Source organism: Fuscovulum blasticum DSM 2131 (assembly GCF_003034965.1).
Classification (GTDB): domain Bacteria; phylum Pseudomonadota; class Alphaproteobacteria; order Rhodobacterales; family Rhodobacteraceae; genus Pseudogemmobacter; species Pseudogemmobacter blasticus.
The window spans coordinates 101,888-122,761 of record NZ_PZKE01000011.1; the positions used below are offsets into that span (position 1 = coordinate 101,888).

The window sequence follows — 20,874 nt, forward strand, 5'->3', positions numbered from 1 at the left end:
AGGTTCGGGGCAGGTAAAGGGTGGCCGCCCGGTTCAGGTCCGGGCGGACCGACAGGTGTCAGGCGGTTGCGGCCAGACGCGGAGCGCCGGCTTTTTCCGACGCGGCCGGGTCGCGCAACACATAGCCACGCCCCCAGACCGTTTCGATGTAGCTGTCGCCCGCCGTCGCCTCGGCCAGTTTCTTGCGCAGCTTGCAGATGAAAACGTCGATGATCTTCAGTTCCGGCTCATCCATGCCGCCGTAAAGGTGATTGAGGAACATTTCCTTGGTCAGCGTGGTGCCCTTGCGCAGCGAAAGCAGCTCCAGCATCTGGTATTCCTTGCCGGTCAGATGCACCGGCGTGCCTTCCACATCAACGGTCTTGGCGTCCAGATTCACCGTGATCCGCCCGGTGCGAATGACCGACTGGCTGTGCCCCTTGGACCGGCGGATGATGGCATGGATGCGCGCGACCAGTTCTTCGCGATGGAAGGGCTTGGTCATGTAATCATCGGCGCCGAACCCGAAGCCGCGCAGCTTGCTTTCGGTATCATCGGCCCCCGACAGGATCAGGATCGGGGTTTCCACCTTGGCCATGCGCAACTGACGCAGCACTTCATGCCCCGACATGTCAGGCAGATTCAGGTCCAGCAGGATCAGGTCGTAGTCATAGAGCTTGGCCAGGTCGATGCCGTCTTCGCCCATGTCCGTGCAATAGACGTTGAGATTGGCATGGGTCAGCATCAGTTCGATGCTGCGCGATGTCGTGGGATCGTCTTCGACGAGGAGAATGCGCATCGGGGTTCGCTCCGCTCAGATGTCGTCAGGGGCCGGGGGATCTTCGTTAACGACATTGGCGATCAATGGTTAATGCAACGTTACTAACGCATTACAGGATCAACACACAACCTAAAGTTGTCTGTATTTCTGAATCGAGGTGACTTTCAGCGCCTTCTCCCCATGCGTTTCCACCGCCTGGCGCCAAAGCGTGAACTCCTCCTCCGACAGGGCATAGCGTTCCAGGGCTTCGGACTGGGGAATCAGCCCGTGCAGAACGGCCTTGACCACCACCGCCTTGCGGCTGGCAACCCAGCGGCGGGTATCGGGCGGGGGCAGATCGGCCCGGCTGAGGATCGAACCATCCGGCAGTGTCACCTGTCGCGGGCCGTCAACTTTTTTCAGATACATCGGCACCATACCTCTTGCGGCAGCAGGTCTGGCGGACAGACTGGCCCATCACGCTTAATCAATGCTGAAAGCCGGGGTTGAGAGTGCTGCGGATTTTCCTATATTTCTGCGATTGCCTCTGGCGCCCTGATCCCCGGACCCTGCCCCATGCCGCGCGACCTGACCCTGAACTCGCTGGGGCTGCCCAAGCCCGTTTCGGAAACCCGCGTGGTGGTGGCCATGTCGGGCGGTGTCGATTCCTCGGTTGTGGCGGCGGTTCTCAAGGACCAGGGCTATGACGTGGTCGGCGTCACCCTGCAGCTTTACGACCACGGCGCGGCACTGGCAAAAAAGGGCGCCTGCTGCGCGGGCCGTGACATTCATGACGCCCGCCGCGTGGCCGAGGCGATGGGATTTCCGCATTATGTGCTGGATTACGAAGACACCTTCCGCGAGGCGGTGATCGAGGAATTCGCCGATGCCTATCTGGCAGGCGCAACGCCGGTGCCCTGCATCCGCTGCAATGAACGGGTGAAGTTCAAGGATCTGATGGCCACCGCCCGCGATCTGGAGGCCGACTGCATGGCAACCGGCCATTACATCCAGCGCAAGATGGGCGCTGCGGGGGCCGAGCTGCACCGCGCCGCCGATCCGGCGCGGGACCAGTCGTATTTCCTGTTCTCGACCACGCCCGCCCAACTGGATTTCCTGCGCTTCCCGCTGGGCCATCTGGCCAGCAAGGCAGAAACGCGGGCGCTGGCGGCGAAATACGGGCTGCCGGTGGCAGACAAGCCGGACAGCCAGGACATCTGCTTCGTCCCGCAGGGCAACTATGCCGCCGTGATCGAGAAGCTGCGGCCGGGTGCCGCCGAACCGGGCGAGATAGTCGATCTTGAAGGCCGGGTTCTGGGCTCGCACCGGGGGGTGATCCATTACACGATCGGCCAGCGCAAGGGGCTGGGCATCGGGGGCCTGGGCGACCCGCTGTATGTGGTCAAGCTGGATGCCGATGCCCGCCGCGTGGTGGTGGGGCCGAAATCGGCCCTGTCCACGCGGGTGATCCCGGTGCGGGAAATCAACTGGCTGGGCGATGCCCCCTTTGACAGCCGGGCGGAATGGCATCTGGACGTGCGGGTCCGGTCAACCCGGCCACCGCGGCCGGCGGTGATCCGGCCGCTGTCGGCCACCGAGGCCGAGGTCGAACTGATCGAACCGGAAGACGGCGTCAGCGCCGGTCAGGCCTGCGTGTTCCACGACCCCGAGGGCAGCCGGGTGTTCGGCGGCGGCTGGATCTGGCGCGGTCGCTGAGCAGGCGTGCCGCCTGAGCAGGGCAAGCAGGGCGGGTCAGCCCGCCTCGCGTTGCGGCGCGGCTTCTTTCAGAATGAAAATATCCCCGCCGGAGGCTGTCACGCCAGATGGGCCAGGACCGAGGCCGCGGCGCGAAGCCCCGGCGGCTCGCCCCCTCGTCCCAACCGGTCCATCGTCAGGCGCATCGCTGCGGCCTGCGGGCCGGGGCCGGTCTCCAGCAGCGACAGAAGCGCCGGGGCAATGCGGTCGGGGCGGCAGTCGTTGCCAATGAACTCCGGCACGCAGCGGGTTTCCGACACCAGATTGACCAGCGTCACCGTGTCGATACGCGCCATCCGCCGCATCAGCCACAGCGAAACGGGCGCCATATCATAGGCGATCACCATCGGGCAGTTCTGCGCCGCCAGTTCCAGCGACACGGTGCCCGAGGCGGCCAGCGCCGCATCGGCGGCGGCAAAGGCGGCCGTGCGGGTGGCAACATCCGGCGCGGTCAGGATCACCGGCTGGCCGGGCCAGCCTTCGGTGGCCTGTGTCACATGGTCGGCAAGGTGCCGCGGCGTCGGCAGGACCACGCGCAATTCGGGGTGGCGGGCGGCCACCTCGCGCAAGGCCGCGCCAAAGGGGGCAATCAGGCGCGTCACCTCTGACCGGCGGCTGCCCGGCAGCGCCACGATCAGCGGCGCCCGGGGCGCAATTCCGTGCGCCGCGCGGAACGCCTGCGCCTGTGCCGGGGTCGCAGCCGGCTCGGCCACCACGGGATGGCCGACGAAATCGCAGGTCATTCCGGCGGCGGTCATATAGGGCGGCTCGAACGGCAGCAGCGCCAACACATGGTCGATCACCCGCGCCATCTTTGCCGCCCGACCGGGCCGCCAGGCCCAGACCGAGGGGGCGACATAATGGATGGTCAGCAGCTCCGGCTCGACATCCTTTACCAACCGGGCCACGCGCAGGCAGAAATCCGGGCTGTCGATCGTAATCAGGGCGGCCGGTCGCACGGCCAGAACACCCCTGGCCGCTTCGTGCAGCCGACGCCGCAGCGCAAGATACTTCGGCAGCACCTCGGCAATGCCCATGACCGACAGGTCTTCCATCGGGAACTGGCTGGACAGACCCTCGGCCTGCATGGCAGGGCCACCGATGCCTTCGAACTGCACCGCCGGATGAAGCTGCTTCAGCCCGGCCATCAGCGCCGCGCCCAGCCGGTCACCCGAGGGTTCGCCGGCGATGAGAAACAGCTTCATGTCGCGCCCCCGGTGCGGGCCGTTGCGCCCATTGCAGCCCGGCGGCCCGAAGTGACGGCCGGCACCACAAGGGCCGCTGTCACGCCCGCCCCCCTGACGACGCCGCGCGGGCCCAGAGGAACAGGCCCTGTTCGGCGGCCAGCGCCTGCATCTGGGGCAGATCGAGACAGATCACACCCCCTGCCTCCCAGGCGATGCCGCCAAGTCCGGCGGCGGCGGCGGCGGCAACGCTGGCGGGGCCAAGCGCCGGCAGGTCGATGCGACGGTCCTGCAAGGGCTTCGGTGCCTTGTAAAGCAGACCCCGCCCCGCCTGCGCGGGCGGGCGCAACGCGGCCGGCAGGCCCGCCACGGTGGCCAGCATCGCATCGGTTCCCGACAGCGTTTCTGCGGCAAGGCAAAGACCCTGCTGCACCACGCAGCCCTGCCCCACATCGACACGGCCAAGCGCCTCGGCAATGGCGGCGGCGCGGGCGGCATCCTGCTGGTCGCGCGCGGTGATCTGGCCGGCCAGAAGCCCTTCACCCGGAACCAGTGCGGGGGCGATCTCGGCCGCCCCGGCAATGGCCAGCCCGTCCTCCTCGAACAGCGCGATCACCTCGCGCAGCGTGGCATCGTCGCCCTGTGCCATGGCCTGCATCAGCCGCGGCACAATCTGCGCGGTGGCCGCATCGAACAGCGCCGGGTCCAACCGGGGACGGCGGACAGCCCCGGCAAAGGTCACCTGCGTCACGCCCGCGTCATGCAGGGCCGCAAAGAAGGGATAAAGCCGCTCGATACGGAAGGTCAGGTCGGGGGCCAGCCCTTCGGGTGGAAACCCGTCAAGCGCGGCGATGAAGGGCCGTTCGGGCAGCGCCGCAACCAGCGCCGCAGGCAAGGCCCCCGCGCCGGCAATCAGCGCCAGCGTCATTTCGGGCCCTTCGGCGTCAGGAAGCTGCGGTCACTGGCGGCCAGGATGAAATCGGCAATCTCGCGCACATAGGGGCTGTCGAAATCGTCGCTCAGGCGGGCGGCGCGTTCGTGGAAGGTGCCTTCGCCCTGCGCCAGCATCTGATAGGCGGCACGCAACTGGGTGATGCCGGCCCGCTCAACACCGCGGCGTTTCAGACCGACAAGGTTCAGCCCGTCCAGTTCGCCGCGCGGTGCCTGCACAAGGCCGTAGGGAATGACATCGTTGGTCACCATGGTGACGGCCCCGATGATGGCACCCTGCCCCACCCGCACCCATTGATGAATGCCCGACAGGCCGCCGACGATCACATCGTCGCCAAGGTGGACATGGCCCGCAATGGCGACGTTGTTCACCAGGATCACGCGGTTGCCGATCTGGGCATCATGGCCGACATGGGCGCCGGTCATGATCAGGCAATCGTCGCCGACGCGGGTGATGCCGCCGCCACCCTCGGTGCCGGTGTTCAGCGTCGCGCCTTCGCGAATGCGGGTGCGGGCGCCGATGATCAGGCGGGTGCGTTCGCCCTTGAACTTCAGATCCTGCGGCACCTCGCCCACGCATGCAAAGGGCCAGATCGTGCTGTCATCGCCGATCTCGGTCCAGCCGGTGATCACGGCGTGAGATTTCACCATCACGCGGGCGCCAAGGGTAACCTCGGGGCCGATCACGGCGAAGGGGCCGATATGGCAGTCAGGCCCGATCGTCGCGCCTTCCTCGACAAAGGCCGAGGGGTGGATGACGGCGGTGCCATGGATTTTCATCGGCTCAGGCCTTCGGCACGTCGAACATGGCCATGAAGCTGGCCTCGCAGGCAAGTTCGCCCTCGACCATGGCGCGGCCCTCGAACTTCCACACCCGGCCACCGCCGCGCACCGCCTTGACATGCAGTTCCAGCACGTCGCCCGGCACCACCTTGCGGCGGAACTTCACGCCATCGACACCCATGAAAAAGACCTTGGCATTCTTGTCCACCAGATCCATCGACAGACCGACCAGCACGCCGCTGGTCTGCGCCATGGCCTCGATGATCATGACGCCTGGAAAGATGGGCATCCCGGGGAAATGGCCCTGGAACTGCGGTTCGTTCAGCGTCACGCATTTGATGCCGACACAGCTTTCGTGCAGCACGATGTCGCGGACCTTGTCGATCAGCAGGAACGGGTAACGATGCGGAATGATCCGCTGGATAAGGTCAAGATCGGCAGAGGTGACAGCTTGGGCGTCCACGGTCTGGTCCTTCTTTGCGGCCGTGCGTTCCCTTTCCTGCTAGCAAGTCCGGCCGGCAGGGGCAAGTTCCCGGCGCCGGTCAGGGCGTGGCGGGCGCTGCCTCGGGTGTATCCTGGGCGGGGGAAACGTCAGGTGGCGGCAGGCGTTGGTCAAGGCGTTCGATGACCCGGTCGGTGATGTCGATCGAACTGAGCGAGATGATGTAGGCTTCCTTGTTCAGGATCAGCGCAGCACCGGATTCCTGCATCAATTCGCCAAGAATCGGCCCGGTTGCGGCAAGAAAGGTTTTCCGCTCCTGCTCAAGCCTGTCGGTGATCTCATGCGATTTGGCGGCCTGGGCTGACCGGATGGCTTCGACACGGGTGTCGAACTCATCGGCAATCGGCGCAAATTCGGCGGGGGTCATGGTGGCACGGCGGGCGGTCAGCGCCCGCTCTTCGGTTTCAAGGCCGGCCTCGATGCGGCGGTTTTCGGCTGCCAGCGCGGCCGAGTCCTTTTCGGCGCGGTCCAGAACGGATTTGCCATAGGCAGACTCGCGGAACATGCGATCCTGATCCAGCGTCAGCACGGGCGCCACCACCGTTGCCGGGGGGGGCGCCTCGGCCGGTGTGGCCTGTTGTGCGGCCGAAAGGCCCGGCAACACCGCTGCCAACGCCACCATCCCGGCCAAGACCCTGCCCTGCGGCAGGGTCAACAGGTTGCAAAACCGGCCGGAAAGCAGGCCCATGTCAGAACTTGGTCGAGACCGTGAGGTCGAAGGTCTGTTCCTTGTCGTAGTCTTCCTTCTTGATCGCCTTGCTGAAGTTGAAGCGCAGCGGGCCAAGCGGCGTGGACCACAGGAAGGACAGGCCAACCACGACACGCGGGTTGAAGCTGTCATCGACCTCACCAGAGAATCCGGCGGTGTCGTCCAGGCTCCAGACCGAGCCGACATCCAGGAAGGCGCCGCCAGTCAGGCCATATTCTTCCGGCAGACCCAGCGGGAAGTCGGCTTCAAAGCGGGCAACGGCAAAGGCGTTGCCGCCAAGCGCGTCTTTTTCGGTCGCGCCCAGATCGCGCGGGCCAAGGCCCTTGGGTTCGAAGCCACGAATCTTGCCGCCGCCGGCAAAGAACCGATCCGTCACCCGCGTGCCGGTATCGCTGAAGGAATGGATGTAGCCACCTTCAAAGATGGCGCGGAAGGTCACTTCCTCGGCAAAGGCCTTGCGTTCGGCCACGGCCAGAACGGTGGTGGACAGGAATTCGGTATCGCCCCCCAGACCCGAGATTTCCTGCCCAAAGCGGAACAGGAAGCTGGAATCGGGGCTGAGGCCGGTGATCCGGTTGTCGTATTCGTAAGTATAGCCAAGGGCGCTGGTGATCAGGGCACCATCACCATTCACCGCCGCTTCCCGCGTGATGATCGGCGAGTTTCCGGTGTAGTCGTAGAGCTTGTCCTCGGCCAGGCGGTAGGTCACGTTCAGACGTGACTGGTCGCCCACCGGGAAGCCAAGCCCGAAGCCCAGCCCGATGTTGCGGGTGTTGTACACCGAATACTCGTTGTCCGAGGTGCGGTAGTAAGCGTTCACGCTGAACTTCAGGTCACGGCCCAGCAGGGCCGGCTCGATGAAGGTGAAGGACGAATTCTTGGTATCGGTGCCCGACGAAAGGCTGAGCGCCAGCGTCTGGCCCCGGCCAAGGAAGTTGGATTCCGAGAAGGCTGCGTTGAACCCGACACCGCTGGCCACGCTGTAGCTGAGGCCGAAGTTCAGCGACCCGGTCGGCTGTTCTTCCACATCGACATTGACCACCACCTGATCGGGTGACGATCCCTGCTCGGCATTGACCTGCGCGTCCTTGAAGTAGCCAAGAGCGCGGATGCGTTCAGCCGACTGGCGGATTTCGCGCGGATTGAAGGGGTCCCCTTCCACGCTGCGGAACTGCCGACGAACCACCTGGTCCAGCGTGGTGGCATTGCCCTCGATGTCGATCCGTTCGACAAAGATGCGCTGGCCCCGCACGATGGCGAATTCGATGTTCACCGCCTGATTGCGGTTGTCGCGCGTGATCCGCGGCTCGACCCGGATGAAGTTCAGGCCCTTCTTCAGGGCCAGGTTTTCCATCCGCGCGATGTTGTTGTCGATCACGGCGGGGTTGTAGGTCTGGCCGCTGCGGATACGCTGCACGGCGGCAAATTCGGCCGCATCCAGCCCCTCGACTTCCGAGACGGTGGTGATGTTGCCGATCGTGTAGGGCAGGCCTTCGCTGATCGTGAAGGTCACGAAGGTCGCGTCGCGCTCGCGGCTGACTTCGGCCGTGGCATCCATGACCTGAAAGTCGATATAGCCGCGCGAACGGTAGAAGTCGGTCAGCAGTTGCTTGTCCATCTCCAGCCGTTCGGGAATGTAGGTATCCCGCTGGATGAACGTGCGCAGAATCCCGGCCTGCTTGGTTTCAAGAACCTGCCGCAGACGGCGATCCGAGAAATCCTTGTTGCCCACGAAGGACAGCCGCTCGATCTCGACCACCTTGCCTTCGGTGATCTCGAACACCAGGTCGACCCGGTTGCCCGCGCGGCGGATGATCTTGGGCTCAACCGTCGCCGCCATGCGGCCACGGGCGCGATAGTTTTCGGCAATGGTGGCGGCGTCCGCTTCGGCGGTCGCCGGGGAATAGGCACGGCTGGACTGCGACTTGATCAGCTTGGCCAGCTCTTCGTCCTTGATCCGCTTGTTGCCCTCGAAGTTGATCACGCTGACGAAGGGATATTCGGTGACCTTGATCACCAGCGTCGATCCCTGCGGCGAAATCTCGACCGTTTCGAACAGGCCCGAGGCGACAAGCCGCTGGTAGGCGTCGTTCAGCCCCCCGGCCGACACTTCCTGACCGCGCTTGATTCCCGCATAGGCCATAACCGTGGACGCATCGACGCGCTGGTTGCCTTCAACCTTTACCGTTGAAAAGGCAAAGGTCTGCGCCTGTGCCGGCGTGAAGGACGGCACGGAAAGCCCCGCAGCGCCGAGGAAAACCGCCGTCGCCAGCAGCCGGGCCGAGGTACGGCTGCGTCCCGTGCGGCGCATCTGACCCATGTTGTACCTGACCATACCCTCGCCCCGCGGTTCTTCTGACTGTCCGTCTGGTTAGCCCGAAAGCCCAGCCTTGTCAAAAGGCTGCGGTAATTGTGGATAACTTTGCCACATATGGTATTTCAGACCCGCAACAGGCGGGGATCAGACGCAGGTCACGTCGTTCCACAGCGCGAACACCATGAGCGAGATCAGAAGCGTCAGCCCGACCGCCATCAGCCAGCGCAGCGCCCGGTCTGATGGCGGGCGGCGGGTAACCGCCTCATAGGCGTAAAACACCAGATGCCCGCCATCCAGCACCGGAATCGGCAGCAGGTTCAGGATGCCCACCCCCAGCGACAGCACCGCCAGCATCGAAACGAAGCTCTGCCAGCCGGCCTTGGCGGCATCGCCCATCGTCTCGGCCATGCCGATCACGCCCGACATGTTGCAGGTGGAAATCTTGCCCGCGATCATGTGCCCAAGGCCCTGGAATGTGGTGGCGGTCATGTCCCACATCTGCCGGGCGGTCAGGCTGACCCATTCCACCGCACCGGGGGGGCGGGTGTCCATCTCGAACGGCAGACCAGAGGCAAGGCCCATCATCCATTTCGTCTCGAACCCGGTACCATCGGCCAGCGGAATGTCACGGCGGCGGGGGGTCAGGGTCAGGTCGAAGGTTTCGCCCGCGCGCCAGACCGTCAGCGGAACCGGCTTGCCGTCCGAGTTGAAGACCACGTCCTGAATATCGGTGAAGGTCACCATGTCCCGCCCGCCGGCGCGCAGGATCACGTCACCGGCCTTGAGACCGGCGTCGATGGCGGCGGATTTCACCGCGACCGAGGCGATCAGCGGCAGCATCGGGTTCGGCGCCTGCACCGTCATCTCCTGCCCGTCGCGCTGCAGGGTGACGGCAACGGTCGGCGTGCGCGGTAGGTCGCCCAGAACCTGCCCGAAGGCCTTGGTGTCGGGCGTCGGACGGCCTTCAACGGCAAGGATCAGGTCACCCTCGCGCAGCGTCTGTTCGGCCGGAATCGGCTTGAGGCTGCCGATGGTCGGCGCATCGCGCGCCACGCCCGTGACCAGCAGCAGCCCGCCCAGCACAACAAAGGTCAGCAGGAAATTGGCAATCGGGCCGGCGGCAACCGTGGCGGCACGCGCCCACAGCGGCGCGCCCGCCATGGTGTGGCGGCGCTCTTCGGGCGACAGGCCGGAATTGGCAGCACGGCGCACCGAGGACGCATCGGCATCGCCCAGAAACTTGACATAGCCGCCGAAGGGAATGGCGGCGACCTGCCATTTGGTGCCGCGGCGGTCGGTGCGGGAAAACAGCACCGGGCCAAATCCCAGCGAGAACACCTCGGCATGGATGCCAGACCAGCGCCCGACGATGTAATGACCGTATTCATGGATCGCGACGATGATCGACAGCGCGATGATGAAAAAGGCCGCGGCCCAGGCCGTGCCCCCGAGCGCCCCGAGAATATCCATCAGCCCCTGCCCTTTGCCCGTCGTCCGGCGGCCTCTGCCGCCCTTACCCGTGCGAGATGGTCCATCGCGAGGACGTCCTCAAGGGTGATCACGGGTTTTTCCAGCCCGGGACAGGAAGAAAGTGCATCAAGGGTGTCTTCCACCACGCCGGACATGTCCATGAAGCCGATGGAGCCGGCCAGGAAATGGTCCAGCGCGATTTCCTTGGCGGCGTTGAACGCGGCGCCGGCAAGCCCGCGCAGGCGCATCACTTCGCGGCACAGCGTCAGGGCGGGGTAGCGGCCGGGTTCGGGGGCGCGGAAGGTCAGTTGCGCCAGTTGGGCCAGATCAAGCCTGCGCACCGGCAGATCCAGACGGTCAGGCCAGTTCAGCGCATAGCCGATGGAATGGCGCATGTCGGGGGCACCCATATGCGCCATCAGCGCCCCGTCCCGAAAGCCGACCATGGAATGGATGATCGATTCGGGGTGGATGATCACCTCGATCCGGTCGGGATCGACGCCGAAGTATTCACGGGTTTCGATCACCTCAAGCGCCTTGTTGAACATCGACGCCGAGTCGATGGTGATGCGCTGGCCCATGGCCCAGTTCGGATGCGCCAGCGCCTCGGCCACGGTGGCCTGGGCCAGCCGCTCAATCGGCCAGTCGCGCAAGGCACCGCCGCTTGCGGTCAGGATGATACGTTCGACCGCCGCCATCGGCTCGGCGGCAAGGGCCTGGAAGATGGCGGAATGTTCGCTGTCCACCGGCAGGATGCGCGCGCCCTGTTCAGCGGCGGTTGACAGCAGCAACTGCCCGGCGGTGACAAGGCTTTCCTTGTTGGCCAGCGCCAGCGTAGTGCCGTGTTGCAGCGCCCGCAGGCCGGGCACAAGGCCCGCGGCACCGACGATGGCAGACATGATCCAGTCGGCGGGCCGATCCGCCGCCTCGGCAATGGCAGCGCTGCCGGCAGCGGCCTCGATTCCACTGCCGTCCAGGGCGGCGCGCAGGTCGGGCAGCAGGGCTTCGTCGGCACAGACGGCGATTTCGGCCTGAAGCGCGCGGGCAATGGCCGCCAGACGCGCAACATTGCGGCCGCCGGTCACGGCAACCGTGTCAAAGGCGGCAGGGCCGCCGGCACGGGTGACAAGATCGACGGTCTGTTCCCCGATGGACCCGGTGACGCCGAAGATCGAGATGCGGCGCATGACGTTCAGACCTTGATGACCGACAGGAAGGGCAGGATTGCCTGCAGCATAACGGTGGCAATCGCGGCAAAAGCCAACGCGTCAAAACGATCCATCAGCCCGCCGTGGCCGGGGATCAGGGCGGAACTGTCCTTGACCCCTGCCCGGCGCTTGATCGCGCTTTCGGCGATGTCGCCCATCTGGCCGGCAAAGGCCACCAGCGGCGACACCAGCACCAGAAGCGGCCCGCCCACGCCAGCAGCCCAGGCCACAAGGCCGACCAGCGCCGCGCCAACCCAGCCGGCAATGGTGCCGGACCAGGTTTTCTTGGGGCTGATGCGGGGCCAGAATTTCGGCCCGCCCAGGATGCGGCCCGCGAAATAACCTGCGGTGTCCGAGGCGATGACCACGGCCAGCAGCCAGATCATCGGCCCGACGCCCAGCGACTGCCGCACAATCACCAGCGACAGGCCGGTCAGCATGATCACCGCCGCATAGCCGGCATAGACCACCGGATCGCGCCGGGGCGTCAGCACGCCCACGACCGAAGGCAGCAACAGCCCCGCCAGCGGCCAGGGCGCCTGCACCCAAAGGACCAGGGCCAGCACCACCGCCGCCAGAGCGGCCAGCGGGATCGACAGATCCCGCCCTTCGCCCCGCGTCATGCGCGCCAGTTCCCAGGTCATCAGCGCGGTGCACAGCACGGCCAGTTCCGCAAAAAGCGCCCCGCCCCGCCAGATGGCGACAGCCCCCAGCACCAGCATGACCGCCGCCGAAACCACGCGCGGCCGCAGGTCGGCCCAGCGGTCCGAACTGGCGGCGGCTGGGGAAGTGGCGGGGGGCGGTGACTCTGTCTGTTCGGCTTTTTCGGTCATTTCAGCACCCCTCCGAAGCGGCGTTCGCGGTTGCCGAAACGGGCCAGAATGGCCTGCAACTCGGCCGGGGTGAAATCCGGCCAGAGGGTTTCGGTGAATTCATATTCGGAATAGGCCGCCTGCCAGGCAAGGAAGTTCGATGTCCGGGTCTCGCCGCTGGTGCGGATCACCAGATCCGGGTCGGGCACATCATGCGTATCCAGCCGGTTGGAAAACGCGGCTTCGGTCAGGGCGGCGGGGTCGAAGCGGCCTTCAGCGGCGTCCTGCGCCACGGCGCGGATCGCCCGCAGGATTTCGTCACGGCCGCCGTAGTTGATCGCCACCGTCAGGTTCAGCCGTTTCAGATGCGCGGTGCGCGCCTCGATCCCGGACATCAGGCGTTGCAGCTTGGGGTCAAGACGGCTGCGGTCGCCGATGAAGCGCATCCGCACCCCTTCGGCGGCCAGACGATCGGCCTCGCGCTGGATATAGCGGGCGAAGATCGCCATCAGACCAAGGACTTCCTCGGTCGAGCGTTTCCAGTTCTCGGTCGAAAAGGCGTAAAGCGTCAGCCATTCGATGCCCAGATCGGGCGCGCAGCGGACGATTTCCTTGACCCGCTCTGCCCCCTTGCGGTGGCCCACCAGACGGGGCCAGCCGCGGTTGGTGGCCCAGCGACCGTTGCCATCCATGATGATCGCGACATGCCCGGCGTGCCGGCTTGGTCTTTGCGAATCCGCGGGCATCGGCGCGGTCCTTTCCGGCCTGGATCAGACCTGCATGATTTCCTGCTGCTTGGCTTCCAGCGTCTGATCGACCAGCTTGATGTACTTGTCGGTCATTTCCTGCACCTCGTCCTCCCAGAACTTGGCGTCGTCTTCCGACAGGTTCTTGGCCTTGGCCTTCTTGATCTGGTCCATGCCGTCGCGGCGCAGGTTGCGGATCGAGACGCGGGCATGTTCGGCATACTGGCCGGCGACCTTGGTCAGTTCGCGGCGGCGCTCCTCGTTCAGCTCGGGGATGGGCAGCATGATGATGGTGCCGTTGAGCTGCGGGTTGATGCCAAGGCCGGATTCGCGCAGCGCCTTTTCCACCTTGCTGACCATCGCCTTGTCCCAGACGTTGATGGTCACCATGCGCGGTTCGGGCACGTTCACGGTGCCAAGCTGGTTGATCGGCGTCATCTGGCCATAGGCATCGACATGGATCGGCTCCAGCATCGAGGCGGCAGCGCGGCCGGTGCGCAGCGAGGCGAATTCGGTGCGCAAGGAGTGGATCGCCCCGTCCATGCGGCGCGTCAGGTCATCGGTGTCGAGCATGAACTCTTCGGTCGACATCTGGTCTTTCCCCGTCTTGACGCCCCGGACCCGGGGCCTTGTGGGCCGATATAGGACGAAAGCCCGCGCTGGTATAGTGGGGCGGCGGCCACCGCGTTCACCCGCCGCACGGGCGGCAGCGGCAGGCCCCTGCGCCCGGCGTCGCGGCCTAGCTGTCGACCCGCGTATAGGTGCCCTGCCCCGACAGGATGCCCCGGAAACCGCCCGGTTCGTCCAGGCTGAAGACGATGATCGGCAGCCGGTTGTCGCGGGCCAGCGCGATGGCGGTGGCGTCCATCACGCCCAGATGCTTTTCCAGCGCCTCGTCATAGGACACCCGGTCATAGCGCTTGGCATCGGCGAATTTCTTGGGGTCCTTGTCATAGACCCCATCCACCTTGGTGCCCTTGAACACCGCCTCGCAGCCCATTTCGCTGGCGCGCAGGGTGGCGGCGGTGTCGGTGGTGAAATAGGGGTTGCCGGTGCCCGCAGCGAAGATGCAGACCCGCTTCTTCTCAAGGTGGCGGACGGCGCGGCGGCGGATGTAGGGCTCGCAGACCTGATCCATCGGGATCGCGCTGATCACGCGGGTAAAGACCCCGATCGATTCCAGCGCCGACTGCATGGCCAGCGCATTCATCACCGTGGCCAGCATCCCCATGTAGTCGGCCGTCGTCCGCTCCATCCCCTGCGCGCTGCCCTGCAGCCCGCGGAAGATATTGCCGCCGCCGATCACCATGCAGATTTCCACGCCCATGCGCTGAACCGACTTCACCTCTTCGGCTATGCGCTGCACGGTGGGCGGATGCAGGCCATAGCCCTGATCGCCCATCAGCGCCTCGCCGGAAATCTTGAGCATCACGCGGGCGTATTTGCCCCCCGGTTCGGTGGCGGCGTTTGACATGGGGTCCCCCGTATTTCGCTGTGCTCTTGGATCGCGGCGCAAAATGGGGGAAAACGGCGGCAGGTTCAACCGGGGACTTGCGGCGCAAAGCCGGGGGCTTCGCAGCCCCCGGCCCCCCGGCGGGGTATTTCGGCCAAGAGGAAGCCAGTGAGTCTGCAAGGGATTTCACGCGAAGCGCCGGTGCTGATCGCCGGGCCGACGGGCAGCGGCAAATCGGCGCTGGCGATGGAGCTTGCGGGGCGCGACGGGCGTGTGGTCGTCAATGCTGACGCGTTGCAGGTCTATGACTGCTGGCGGCTGCTGACGGCCCGCCCCTCGGTCGAGGATGAGGCGGCGGTGCCCCACGCGCTTTATGGCCATATCGCGCGGGACGCGCCCTGGTCTGCGGGCCACTGGCTGCGACAGGTGCAGCCCCTGCTGGCGCGGCCCGTGGTGATTGTCGGCGGCACTGGCCTCTATTTCCTGGCGCTGACCGAGGGGCTGGCCGAGGTGCCGCCGGTGCCTGCCGCCGTGCGGGCCGAGGCCGATGCGCTGCGCGCGGCTGACTATGCCGCGATGGTGGCCGGGCTGGATGCCGCGACGGCGGCCCGGATCGACCTGAAGAACCCTGCCCGGGTGCAGCGCGCCTGGGAAGTGCTGCGTGCAACGGGCCGTGGTCTGGCCGAATGGCAGGCCGACACCGGCGCGCCCCTGCTGCCGGCGAGGCAAGTCGAAGCCTTGGTGCTGCGACCCGCGGTTGACTGGCTGGATGCCCGGATTTCGGCCCGGTTCGACGCGATGATGCAGGCCGGCGCGCTGGAGGAGGTGCGGGCCGAGCTGCCCTTCTGGAACCCGGCCCGCCCCTCGTCGCGGGCCATCGGCGCGGCGGAGCTGGTGGCCCATCTGCGGGGAGCCTGCCCGCTTGCCGAGGCGGTTTCGGCCGCGAAACTGGCCAGCCGGCAATATGCCAAGCGGCAGCGGACATGGTTCCGGTCGCGGATGAAGGCCACGACCGGCTGGCAAGAGATCCTTCCCGCCTGAGGACTGGCAGGATTCCGCCGATCCACAGACTTATGCACAGCTTTCCGCCCGCCCTGTGGACAACTTTGCCCTCAGGCCATCTTTTTGCTTTGTTGATCGACAATTGGCGGCATAAGCTGATGTTGTGGCCAACGGATTTTCGGTGTGATGCAAGATCTTTCTCCTGCTTCCCAGACGCGACTTGTCGCTATCCCCCGGCTTGCCGCCGGCGGGCGCTGGCGGGTCGAGGCGATGCGGTCGCTGAGCGAGCCGTGTTTCCTGTGGTTCACAAAGGGTCAGGGCCGCATCACCCTTCAGGGCGAAACGCGCGGCTATACCGCCCACAACGCGATCTTCATCCCCCCCGGCATCATGCACGGGTTCGAGGCCGGGCCGCAGGTGTTCGGAACCGCCATCTTCTTTGGGCGCAATTCCGGCGTGACGCTGCCGAAGCAGCCGCTGCACCTGCGCATCCGCGAAGTTCACGCCCAGCAGGAACTGAACGTGCTGCTCGATGCCATCGGCCGCGAGATGGAGGCGGATACCCCCGCCCATGACCGCGCCACGCTGCACTATCTTGGCCTCTTGGGGGTCTGGCTGGAACGGCAGGCGAAAAAGTCGGAAGCGGATCTTCCGAAACCCGATGCGACGCGCCGGCTGGTCGCCCGCTACACCATATTGCTGGAACGCGACTTCCGCTCCGGCATGGGCGTGGCCGACTTTGCCGCCGCCCTGGGTGTTACCCCCACCCACCTGACGCGCTGCTGCAACGCGGCCTGCGGGCGGTCGGCCAGCGCCCTGCTGCAAGACCGGCGCCTGTTCGAAGCGCGCAAACTGCTGGCCGAAACCCGTATTCCCGTGGGCCGCATCGCCGAAAGCCTGGGCTTCAACTCGGCCGCCTATTTCACACGGGCCTTCCAGCACCTGACGGGCAAGTCGCCGACCGCCTTCCGCCGCGCCCCCTGACGTCACCAGACCGGCCCCTTCCCGTCCGGCGCCGTTTCAGGCGCCCTGTTCGGGTTGAAGTTCGGACGAAACCGTCATAATCTTGTCGCTAACAGAACAGGCCACGTCTCTTACGGACGTTGACGCCACGTCGAAAAACATGCGCAATGGTCGCAGGGACAATTGGCGCCGGGCAGCACTCAGACTGCGCCCGAATGGATGAAAACCGGCCTGATGTCTTTTCGCATTCGGCGCCCGCAAGGGGCGCTGACAACGACGACTGACAGGGAGACGAAGGAATGAAAGACACGCTTTCGGCCGCGCCGCTGCACCCGGCCGCCATGATGTATGCCGACGAAGTTCGCGAGGGCAAACTGAGCCGCCGCGAATTCCTGACTCGCACCACCGCACTCGGGGTTTCGGCCACTGCGGCCTATGGGCTGCTCGGGATGGTCGCACCGCAACCGGCAATGGCACAGGACGCCCCCAAGGTGGGCGGCATCCTGCGCTGCGCGATGGAGGTGAAGGCCCAGAAAGACCCGCGCACCGCCGACTGGCCGCATATCGCCAACGTCTATCGCGGCTGGCTGGAATACTTGATCCAGTACAATGCTGACGGCACTTTCGAAGGCCGCCTGCTGGAAAGCTGGGAAGCCAATGCCGATGCCACCGAATACACGCTGAAGGTCCGTCAGGGCGTCAAGTGGAACAACGGCGAGGACTTCACCGCCGATGACGTGGTGCGCATGTTCGCCCGCTGGTGCGACGGCTCGGTCGAAGGCAATGCCATGGCGTCGCGCTTCGCCGGTCTGGTCGATGAAGAGAAGAAGCAACTGCGCGAAGGCGCTGTGGTCAAGGTCGATGACCACACCGTTCAACTGAAGATGAGCGTGTCCGACATCGCCGTCGTGCCGAACCTGGCCGACTATCCGGCCGCTGTGGTGCACAGCTCGTATGTTGACGGGTCCGACCCTTCGACCAATGCCATCGGGACCGGCCCCTATGTGCCCAAGGAAGTGACCGCCGGCAACCGCGCCATTCTGGTGCGCGCGCCGAACCACACCTGGTGGGGCGGCACCGCGCCGCTGGACGAGATCCATTACATCGACTTCGGCACCGACCCCTCGACCATGCTGTCGCTGGCCGCCTCGGACGAGGTGGACTGCAACTACGAGACCACCGGCGACTATATCGAGCAGCTTGACGCGCTTGGCTGGACCAAGCTCGAAGCGGTGACCGCCTCGACCATTGTCGTGCGGATGAACTCGGCCACCAGCGATCTCTACAAGGAAAAGTCGGTCCGTCAGGCCATCCAGAAAGCGGTCGATCCGGCCGTAGTGCTGGAACTGGGCTACAATGGCCTTGGCACCACCGCCGAGAACCACCACGCCTGCCCGATCCACCCGGAATATGCCAAGATCCCGGCGCAGACCATTGATCCGGCCGGGCTGCTGCCCGCGCTGGAATCGGCCGGCCTGAAGGATGCCGAGATCGAGATCATCTCGCTGGATGACGGGTTCGAGGCCGCCACCACCGATGCGGTTGCGGCGCAACTGCGCGATGCGGGCGCGAACGTGAAGCGCAAGGTGATGCCGGGGTCGACCTTCTGGAACGACTGGCAGAAGTATCCCTTCTCCTCCACCACCTGGAACCACCGCCCGCTGGCGGTTCAGAACATGTCGCTGGCCTATACCTCGACGGGTTCCTGGAACGAATGTGGCATGGCCAACGCCGATTTCGATGCGGCAATGACCAAGGCGCTGGCGCTGGACAACGCCGATGCCCGCCGCGAGGTGATGGTTACGCTGGAAACGATCCTGCAGGACGAAGGCTATATCATCCAGCCGTACTGGCGGTCGCTGTTCCGCCACGCCAAGCCGGGCGTGACGGTCGAGATGCACCCCTCGTTCGAGCATCACCACTACAAGTGGTCGATCGCCTGATCCTGACCGGACCCCGGGGCGCGGCCGTTCGCCGTCGCGCCCCGCGCCCCTTCGCCACCCGGGCCCCTTTCGCAGGGGCCGGATCGCCTGTTTCCCGGGGAAAGTGAACCTGCCATGTTGCCATTTGTCCTGCGACGGACTGGCCTGATGCTTCTGACGGCGCTCGTGCTGACCTTCGCGGTTTTCTGCCTGACCAATCTTCCCCCGAACCTGGAAAAGCTGGCGCGCAGCGAAGGCTCGGTCCGGATGAGCGACGAGGCCATCGCAAGCTGGATCGTCAACAACGGCCACGGCGGCTCGATGGTGAGCCGATACGGCGAATGGCTGGGCGTGATGCCCGGCTGGCTGCGCACCGACGACAAGGGCGTGACGCGCGGCCGCTGCATCAGCGGCAATGTGACGCCCGAAACAGCGCCGCGCTATTGCGGCATCCTGCAGGGCAACTGGGGCTTTTCCACCTTTGCCAAGGCCCCGGTAACCGAGGTGCTGGCCCGCGGGCTGGCCCATACCGGCTGGCTGATGCTGTGGGTGATGATCGTGATGGTGCCCACCTCGCTGATCATCGGCGTGCTGTCGGGGATGCGGGAAGGCTCGGCCACCGACCGGGTTCTGTCCACCTTCTCCATCGCCACCACGGCCACCCCCGAATATGTGTCGGGCGTGATCTTCGTCGCGCTCTTCGCCAGCGGCACGGCGGGCATTTCGCCCTGGCTGGCCGAACATGGCTGGATCAGCAGCCGCACCCTGTTTCAGGGCACCGCCACCAGCGCCATGGACAAGATCACCTTCTGGAACTTCGGCCTGCCGGTGATGACCATCGCGCTTTACGGCATCGGCTACATTGCCCGCATGACCCGCGCCTCGATGACCGAGGTGATGACCCAGCAATACATCCGCACCGCCCGGCTCAAGGGCGTGGGCTTTGCGCAGGTGGTGGTGAAACACGCGCTGCGCAACGCGCTGATCGCCCCCTTCACGGTGATCATGCTGCAATTTCCCTGGCTGCTGAACGGCGTGGTGATCGTCGAGACCCTGTTCAACTACAAGGGCTTCGGCTGGACACTGGTTCAGGCGGCAGGAAACAATGACATCAACCTGCTGCTGGCCTGTTCGGTGGTGGCGGTGTTCGTCGTACTCGTGACGCAGCTGATTTCCGATGTCGGCTATGTCTTCCTCAATCCCCGCATCCGGCTGAGCTGAGGAGGACGCCATGGAAGATCTGTCCTGGGGTGCCCTTTTCGCCAAGGCCGCGGTGCGGTTCTGGCCGGTCTGGCTGGCGATGATCGCCACCTTCCTGGTCTCGGCCAGCTTCAAGCGCCGGCTGGGCCTTTACGGCAAACTGTTCGATTCCACGGTGGGAATGATCGGCTTCGGCATCGTCACCTTCTGGGTGTTCACCGCCATCTTCGCCGGCCACATCATCACCCATGACCCGCTGGCGCAGCTTTCGGGCATGAAGAACGTGCTGCCCGGCTCGGCGGTCAAGAACCCGGCCGAGGGCATCTATCCCTGGTATCTGCTGGGCGGCGACAACCTGGCGCGCGACGTGTTCAGCCGCATGGTCATGGGGGCGCGCGACGTGCTGAAGATCGCCCCCGCCGCCACGCTTTTCGCCTTCATGGTGGGGGTGACGCTGGGCCTGCCCGCCGGCTATTTCGGGCGCCATCTGGATACGGTGCTGTCCTTCCTGGCCAACCTCGTCCTCGCCTTCCCGGTGATCCTGCTGTTCTACCTGCTGGTCACGCCCGAGATCGTGCAGACCGGCATCCCGGTCTGGTTCGCCGCGGTGCTCTTCCTGTTCCCGATCTGCTTCTTCGTGCTGCTGTTCAACTCGCGCTTCCACATGAACGCGCCGAAGCGGAACCTCTATGTCGGGGTCACGCTGGTGGTCGGCCTCTGGGCCTATTCCGGGCTGGCCTTCAACCTGGACCCGCTTGGCGTCTTCACGATGAGCCCGAACCTGCTGAACGTCTTTGTCTCGGTGGTCTTCGTCAACTCGCCCGGCGTCTTCCGCATCGTCCGCGGCCTGGTGATGGACATCAAGGCGCGCGACTATGTGGCGGCCGGCCAGACCCGGGGCGAAAGCGCCTGGTACATCATGCTGTGGGAAATCCTGCCCAATGCCCGCGGACCGCTGATCGTCGATTTCTGCCTGCGCATCGGCTATACCACCATCCTTCTGGGCACGCTGGGGTTCTTCGGCCTGGGTGTCAGCCCGGAAAGCCCCGACTGGGGCAGCACCATCGACGATGGCCGCAAACTTCTGGCCATGTTCCCCCATGCCGCCGTGGTGCCCGCCCTTGCCCTGATGAGCCTTGTCCTGGGCCTGAACCTGCT

General features: G+C 65.5%; 20 protein-coding genes. 6 read left to right on the plus strand and 14 right to left on the minus strand.

Annotated features, from left to right (window positions below; all coding sequences use genetic code 11):
• Window positions 1–58: 58 nt before the first annotated feature.
• Together ctrA and sciP are read right to left on the minus strand one after the other, a co-directional pair.
• The gene (gene ctrA, locus C5F44_RS12410; protein ID WP_107673853.1) at window positions 59–778 is read right to left on the minus strand and encodes a response regulator transcription factor CtrA; all 720 of its coding nucleotides are present in this window, start codon (window positions 776–778) and stop codon (window positions 59–61) included.
• Between the two features lie 111 nt (window positions 779–889).
• A complete protein-coding gene (gene sciP / locus C5F44_RS12415; protein WP_107673879.1) occupies window positions 890–1,168 on the minus strand; it encodes a CtrA inhibitor SciP in 279 nt (92 codons plus the stop codon).
• 147 nt (window positions 1,169–1,315) lie between these two features.
• Between sciP and mnmA the strand changes: the two genes are divergently transcribed.
• On the plus strand, window positions 1,316–2,455 hold the full coding sequence (mnmA, locus tag C5F44_RS12420; RefSeq protein WP_107673854.1) for a tRNA 2-thiouridine(34) synthase MnmA: 1,140 nt from the start codon (window positions 1,316–1,318) through the stop codon (window positions 2,453–2,455).
• A 98-nt stretch (window positions 2,456–2,553) separates the two neighbouring features.
• On the opposite strand, the gene lpxB is transcribed toward mnmA, so the two are convergent.
• From lpxB to pyrH, 12 genes are all read right to left on the minus strand, one after another.
• A complete protein-coding gene (lpxB, locus tag C5F44_RS12425; RefSeq protein WP_107673855.1) occupies window positions 2,554–3,699 on the minus strand; it encodes a lipid-A-disaccharide synthase in 1,146 nt (381 codons plus the stop codon).
• 79 nt (window positions 3,700–3,778) lie between these two features.
• A complete protein-coding gene (gene lpxI, locus C5F44_RS12430) occupies window positions 3,779–4,606 on the minus strand; it encodes a UDP-2,3-diacylglucosamine diphosphatase LpxI domain-containing protein (protein WP_107673856.1) in 828 nt (275 codons plus the stop codon).
• Window positions 4,603–5,409 carry an acyl-ACP--UDP-N-acetylglucosamine O-acyltransferase gene (lpxA, locus tag C5F44_RS12435; RefSeq protein ID WP_107673857.1) on the minus strand — a complete coding sequence of 269 codons (807 nt, stop codon included), beginning with the start codon at window positions 5,407–5,409 and terminating at the stop codon, window positions 4,603–4,605. Before lpxA ends, lpxI begins: the two co-directional genes overlap by 4 nt.
• 4 nt (window positions 5,410–5,413) lie before the next feature.
• On the minus strand, window positions 5,414–5,875 hold the full coding sequence (gene fabZ / locus C5F44_RS12440) for a 3-hydroxyacyl-ACP dehydratase FabZ (RefSeq protein ID WP_107673858.1): 462 nt from the start codon (window positions 5,873–5,875) through the stop codon (window positions 5,414–5,416).
• 79 nt (window positions 5,876–5,954) lie between these two features.
• Window positions 5,955–6,602 (minus strand): OmpH/Skp family outer membrane protein, encoded by a 648-nt coding sequence (locus tag C5F44_RS12445; RefSeq protein ID WP_107673859.1) that lies wholly within the window; start codon window positions 6,600–6,602, stop codon window positions 5,955–5,957.
• A gap of 1 nt (window position 6,603) precedes the next feature.
• Entirely contained in the window at window positions 6,604–8,958 is a 2,355-nt protein-coding gene (gene bamA / locus C5F44_RS12450; RefSeq protein WP_235822625.1) for an outer membrane protein assembly factor BamA, read from the minus strand.
• Between the two features lie 126 nt (window positions 8,959–9,084).
• Window positions 9,085–10,410 carry an RIP metalloprotease RseP gene (rseP, locus tag C5F44_RS12455; RefSeq protein ID WP_107673861.1) on the minus strand — a complete coding sequence of 442 codons (1,326 nt, stop codon included), beginning with the start codon at window positions 10,408–10,410 and terminating at the stop codon, window positions 9,085–9,087.
• Window positions 10,410–11,597: a 1-deoxy-D-xylulose-5-phosphate reductoisomerase gene (gene dxr / locus C5F44_RS12460; protein WP_107673862.1), complete on the minus strand. Its 1,188-nt coding sequence runs from the start codon at window positions 11,595–11,597 to the stop codon at window positions 10,410–10,412. The genes rseP and dxr overlap by 1 nt, the downstream gene beginning before the upstream one ends.
• A gap of 5 nt (window positions 11,598–11,602) precedes the next feature.
• A complete protein-coding gene (locus C5F44_RS12465; RefSeq protein WP_107673863.1) occupies window positions 11,603–12,451 on the minus strand; it encodes a phosphatidate cytidylyltransferase in 849 nt (282 codons plus the stop codon).
• Window positions 12,448–13,176 carry a polyprenyl diphosphate synthase gene (uppS, locus tag C5F44_RS12470; RefSeq protein WP_107673864.1) on the minus strand — a complete coding sequence of 243 codons (729 nt, stop codon included), beginning with the start codon at window positions 13,174–13,176 and terminating at the stop codon, window positions 12,448–12,450. Before uppS ends, C5F44_RS12465 begins: the two co-directional genes overlap by 4 nt.
• A gap of 24 nt (window positions 13,177–13,200) precedes the next feature.
• On the minus strand, window positions 13,201–13,767 hold the full coding sequence (frr, locus tag C5F44_RS12475; protein WP_107673865.1) for a ribosome recycling factor: 567 nt from the start codon (window positions 13,765–13,767) through the stop codon (window positions 13,201–13,203).
• Between the two features lie 148 nt (window positions 13,768–13,915).
• Window positions 13,916–14,650 carry a UMP kinase gene (pyrH, locus tag C5F44_RS12480; protein WP_107673866.1) on the minus strand — a complete coding sequence of 245 codons (735 nt, stop codon included), beginning with the start codon at window positions 14,648–14,650 and terminating at the stop codon, window positions 13,916–13,918.
• A 147-nt stretch (window positions 14,651–14,797) separates the two neighbouring features.
• Here pyrH and miaA point away from each other — a divergent pair, with 147 nt between their 5' ends.
• The 5 genes from miaA to C5F44_RS12505 form a co-directional block, all read left to right on the plus strand.
• Window positions 14,798–15,670 (plus strand): tRNA (adenosine(37)-N6)-dimethylallyltransferase MiaA, encoded by an 873-nt coding sequence (gene miaA / locus C5F44_RS12485; protein ID WP_107673867.1) that lies wholly within the window; start codon window positions 14,798–14,800, stop codon window positions 15,668–15,670.
• 147 nt (window positions 15,671–15,817) lie between these two features.
• A complete protein-coding gene (locus C5F44_RS12490; RefSeq protein ID WP_107673868.1) occupies window positions 15,818–16,615 on the plus strand; it encodes an AraC family transcriptional regulator in 798 nt (265 codons plus the stop codon).
• 278 nt (window positions 16,616–16,893) lie between these two features.
• Window positions 16,894–18,537, plus strand: coding sequence for an ABC transporter substrate-binding protein (locus C5F44_RS12495; RefSeq protein ID WP_235822626.1), 1,644 nt, complete (start codon window positions 16,894–16,896; stop codon window positions 18,535–18,537).
• Between the two features lie 114 nt (window positions 18,538–18,651).
• The gene (locus C5F44_RS12500) at window positions 18,652–19,737 is read left to right on the plus strand and encodes an ABC transporter permease (protein WP_107673869.1); all 1,086 of its coding nucleotides are present in this window, start codon (window positions 18,652–18,654) and stop codon (window positions 19,735–19,737) included.
• Window positions 19,738–19,747: 10 nt separating this feature from the next.
• Window positions 19,748–20,874, plus strand: a 1,127-nt coding sequence (locus C5F44_RS12505) for an ABC transporter permease (protein ID WP_107673870.1), incomplete at its 3' end; no start/stop codon positions are given.

Coding starts and splice junctions, on each gene's coding strand:
- ctrA (WP_107673853.1), bottom strand. CDS start 778: ATGCGCATTCTCCTCGTCGAAGACGATCCCACGACATCGCGCAGCATC.
- sciP (WP_107673879.1), bottom strand. CDS start 1,168: ATGTATCTGAAAAAAGTTGACGGCCCGCGACAGGTGACACTGCCGGAT.
- mnmA (WP_107673854.1), top strand. CDS start 1,316: ATGCCGCGCGACCTGACCCTGAACTCGCTGGGGCTGCCCAAGCCCGTT.
- lpxB (WP_107673855.1), bottom strand. CDS start 3,699: ATGAAGCTGTTTCTCATCGCCGGCGAACCCTCGGGTGACCGGCTGGGC.
- lpxI (WP_107673856.1), bottom strand. CDS start 4,606: ATGACGCTGGCGCTGATTGCCGGCGCGGGGGCCTTGCCTGCGGCGCTG.
- lpxA (WP_107673857.1), bottom strand. CDS start 5,409: ATGAAAATCCATGGCACCGCCGTCATCCACCCCTCGGCCTTTGTCGAG.
- C5F44_RS12445 (WP_107673859.1), bottom strand. CDS start 6,602: ATGGGCCTGCTTTCCGGCCGGTTTTGCAACCTGTTGACCCTGCCGCAG.
- bamA (WP_235822625.1), bottom strand. CDS start 8,958: ATGGTCAGGTACAACATGGGTCAGATGCGCCGCACGGGACGCAGCCGT.
- rseP (WP_107673861.1), bottom strand. CDS start 10,410: ATGGATATTCTCGGGGCGCTCGGGGGCACGGCCTGGGCCGCGGCCTTT.
- dxr (WP_107673862.1), bottom strand. CDS start 11,597: ATGCGCCGCATCTCGATCTTCGGCGTCACCGGGTCCATCGGGGAACAG.
- C5F44_RS12465 (WP_107673863.1), bottom strand. CDS start 12,451: ATGACCGAAAAAGCCGAACAGACAGAGTCACCGCCCCCCGCCACTTCC.
- uppS (WP_107673864.1), bottom strand. CDS start 13,176: ATGCCCGCGGATTCGCAAAGACCAAGCCGGCACGCCGGGCATGTCGCG.
- frr (WP_107673865.1), bottom strand. CDS start 13,767: ATGTCGACCGAAGAGTTCATGCTCGACACCGATGACCTGACGCGCCGC.
- pyrH (WP_107673866.1), bottom strand. CDS start 14,650: ATGTCAAACGCCGCCACCGAACCGGGGGGCAAATACGCCCGCGTGATG.
- C5F44_RS12490 (WP_107673868.1), top strand. CDS start 15,818: ATGCAAGATCTTTCTCCTGCTTCCCAGACGCGACTTGTCGCTATCCCC.
- C5F44_RS12495 (WP_235822626.1), top strand. CDS start 16,894: ATGAAAGACACGCTTTCGGCCGCGCCGCTGCACCCGGCCGCCATGATG.
- C5F44_RS12500 (WP_107673869.1), top strand. CDS start 18,652: ATGTTGCCATTTGTCCTGCGACGGACTGGCCTGATGCTTCTGACGGCG.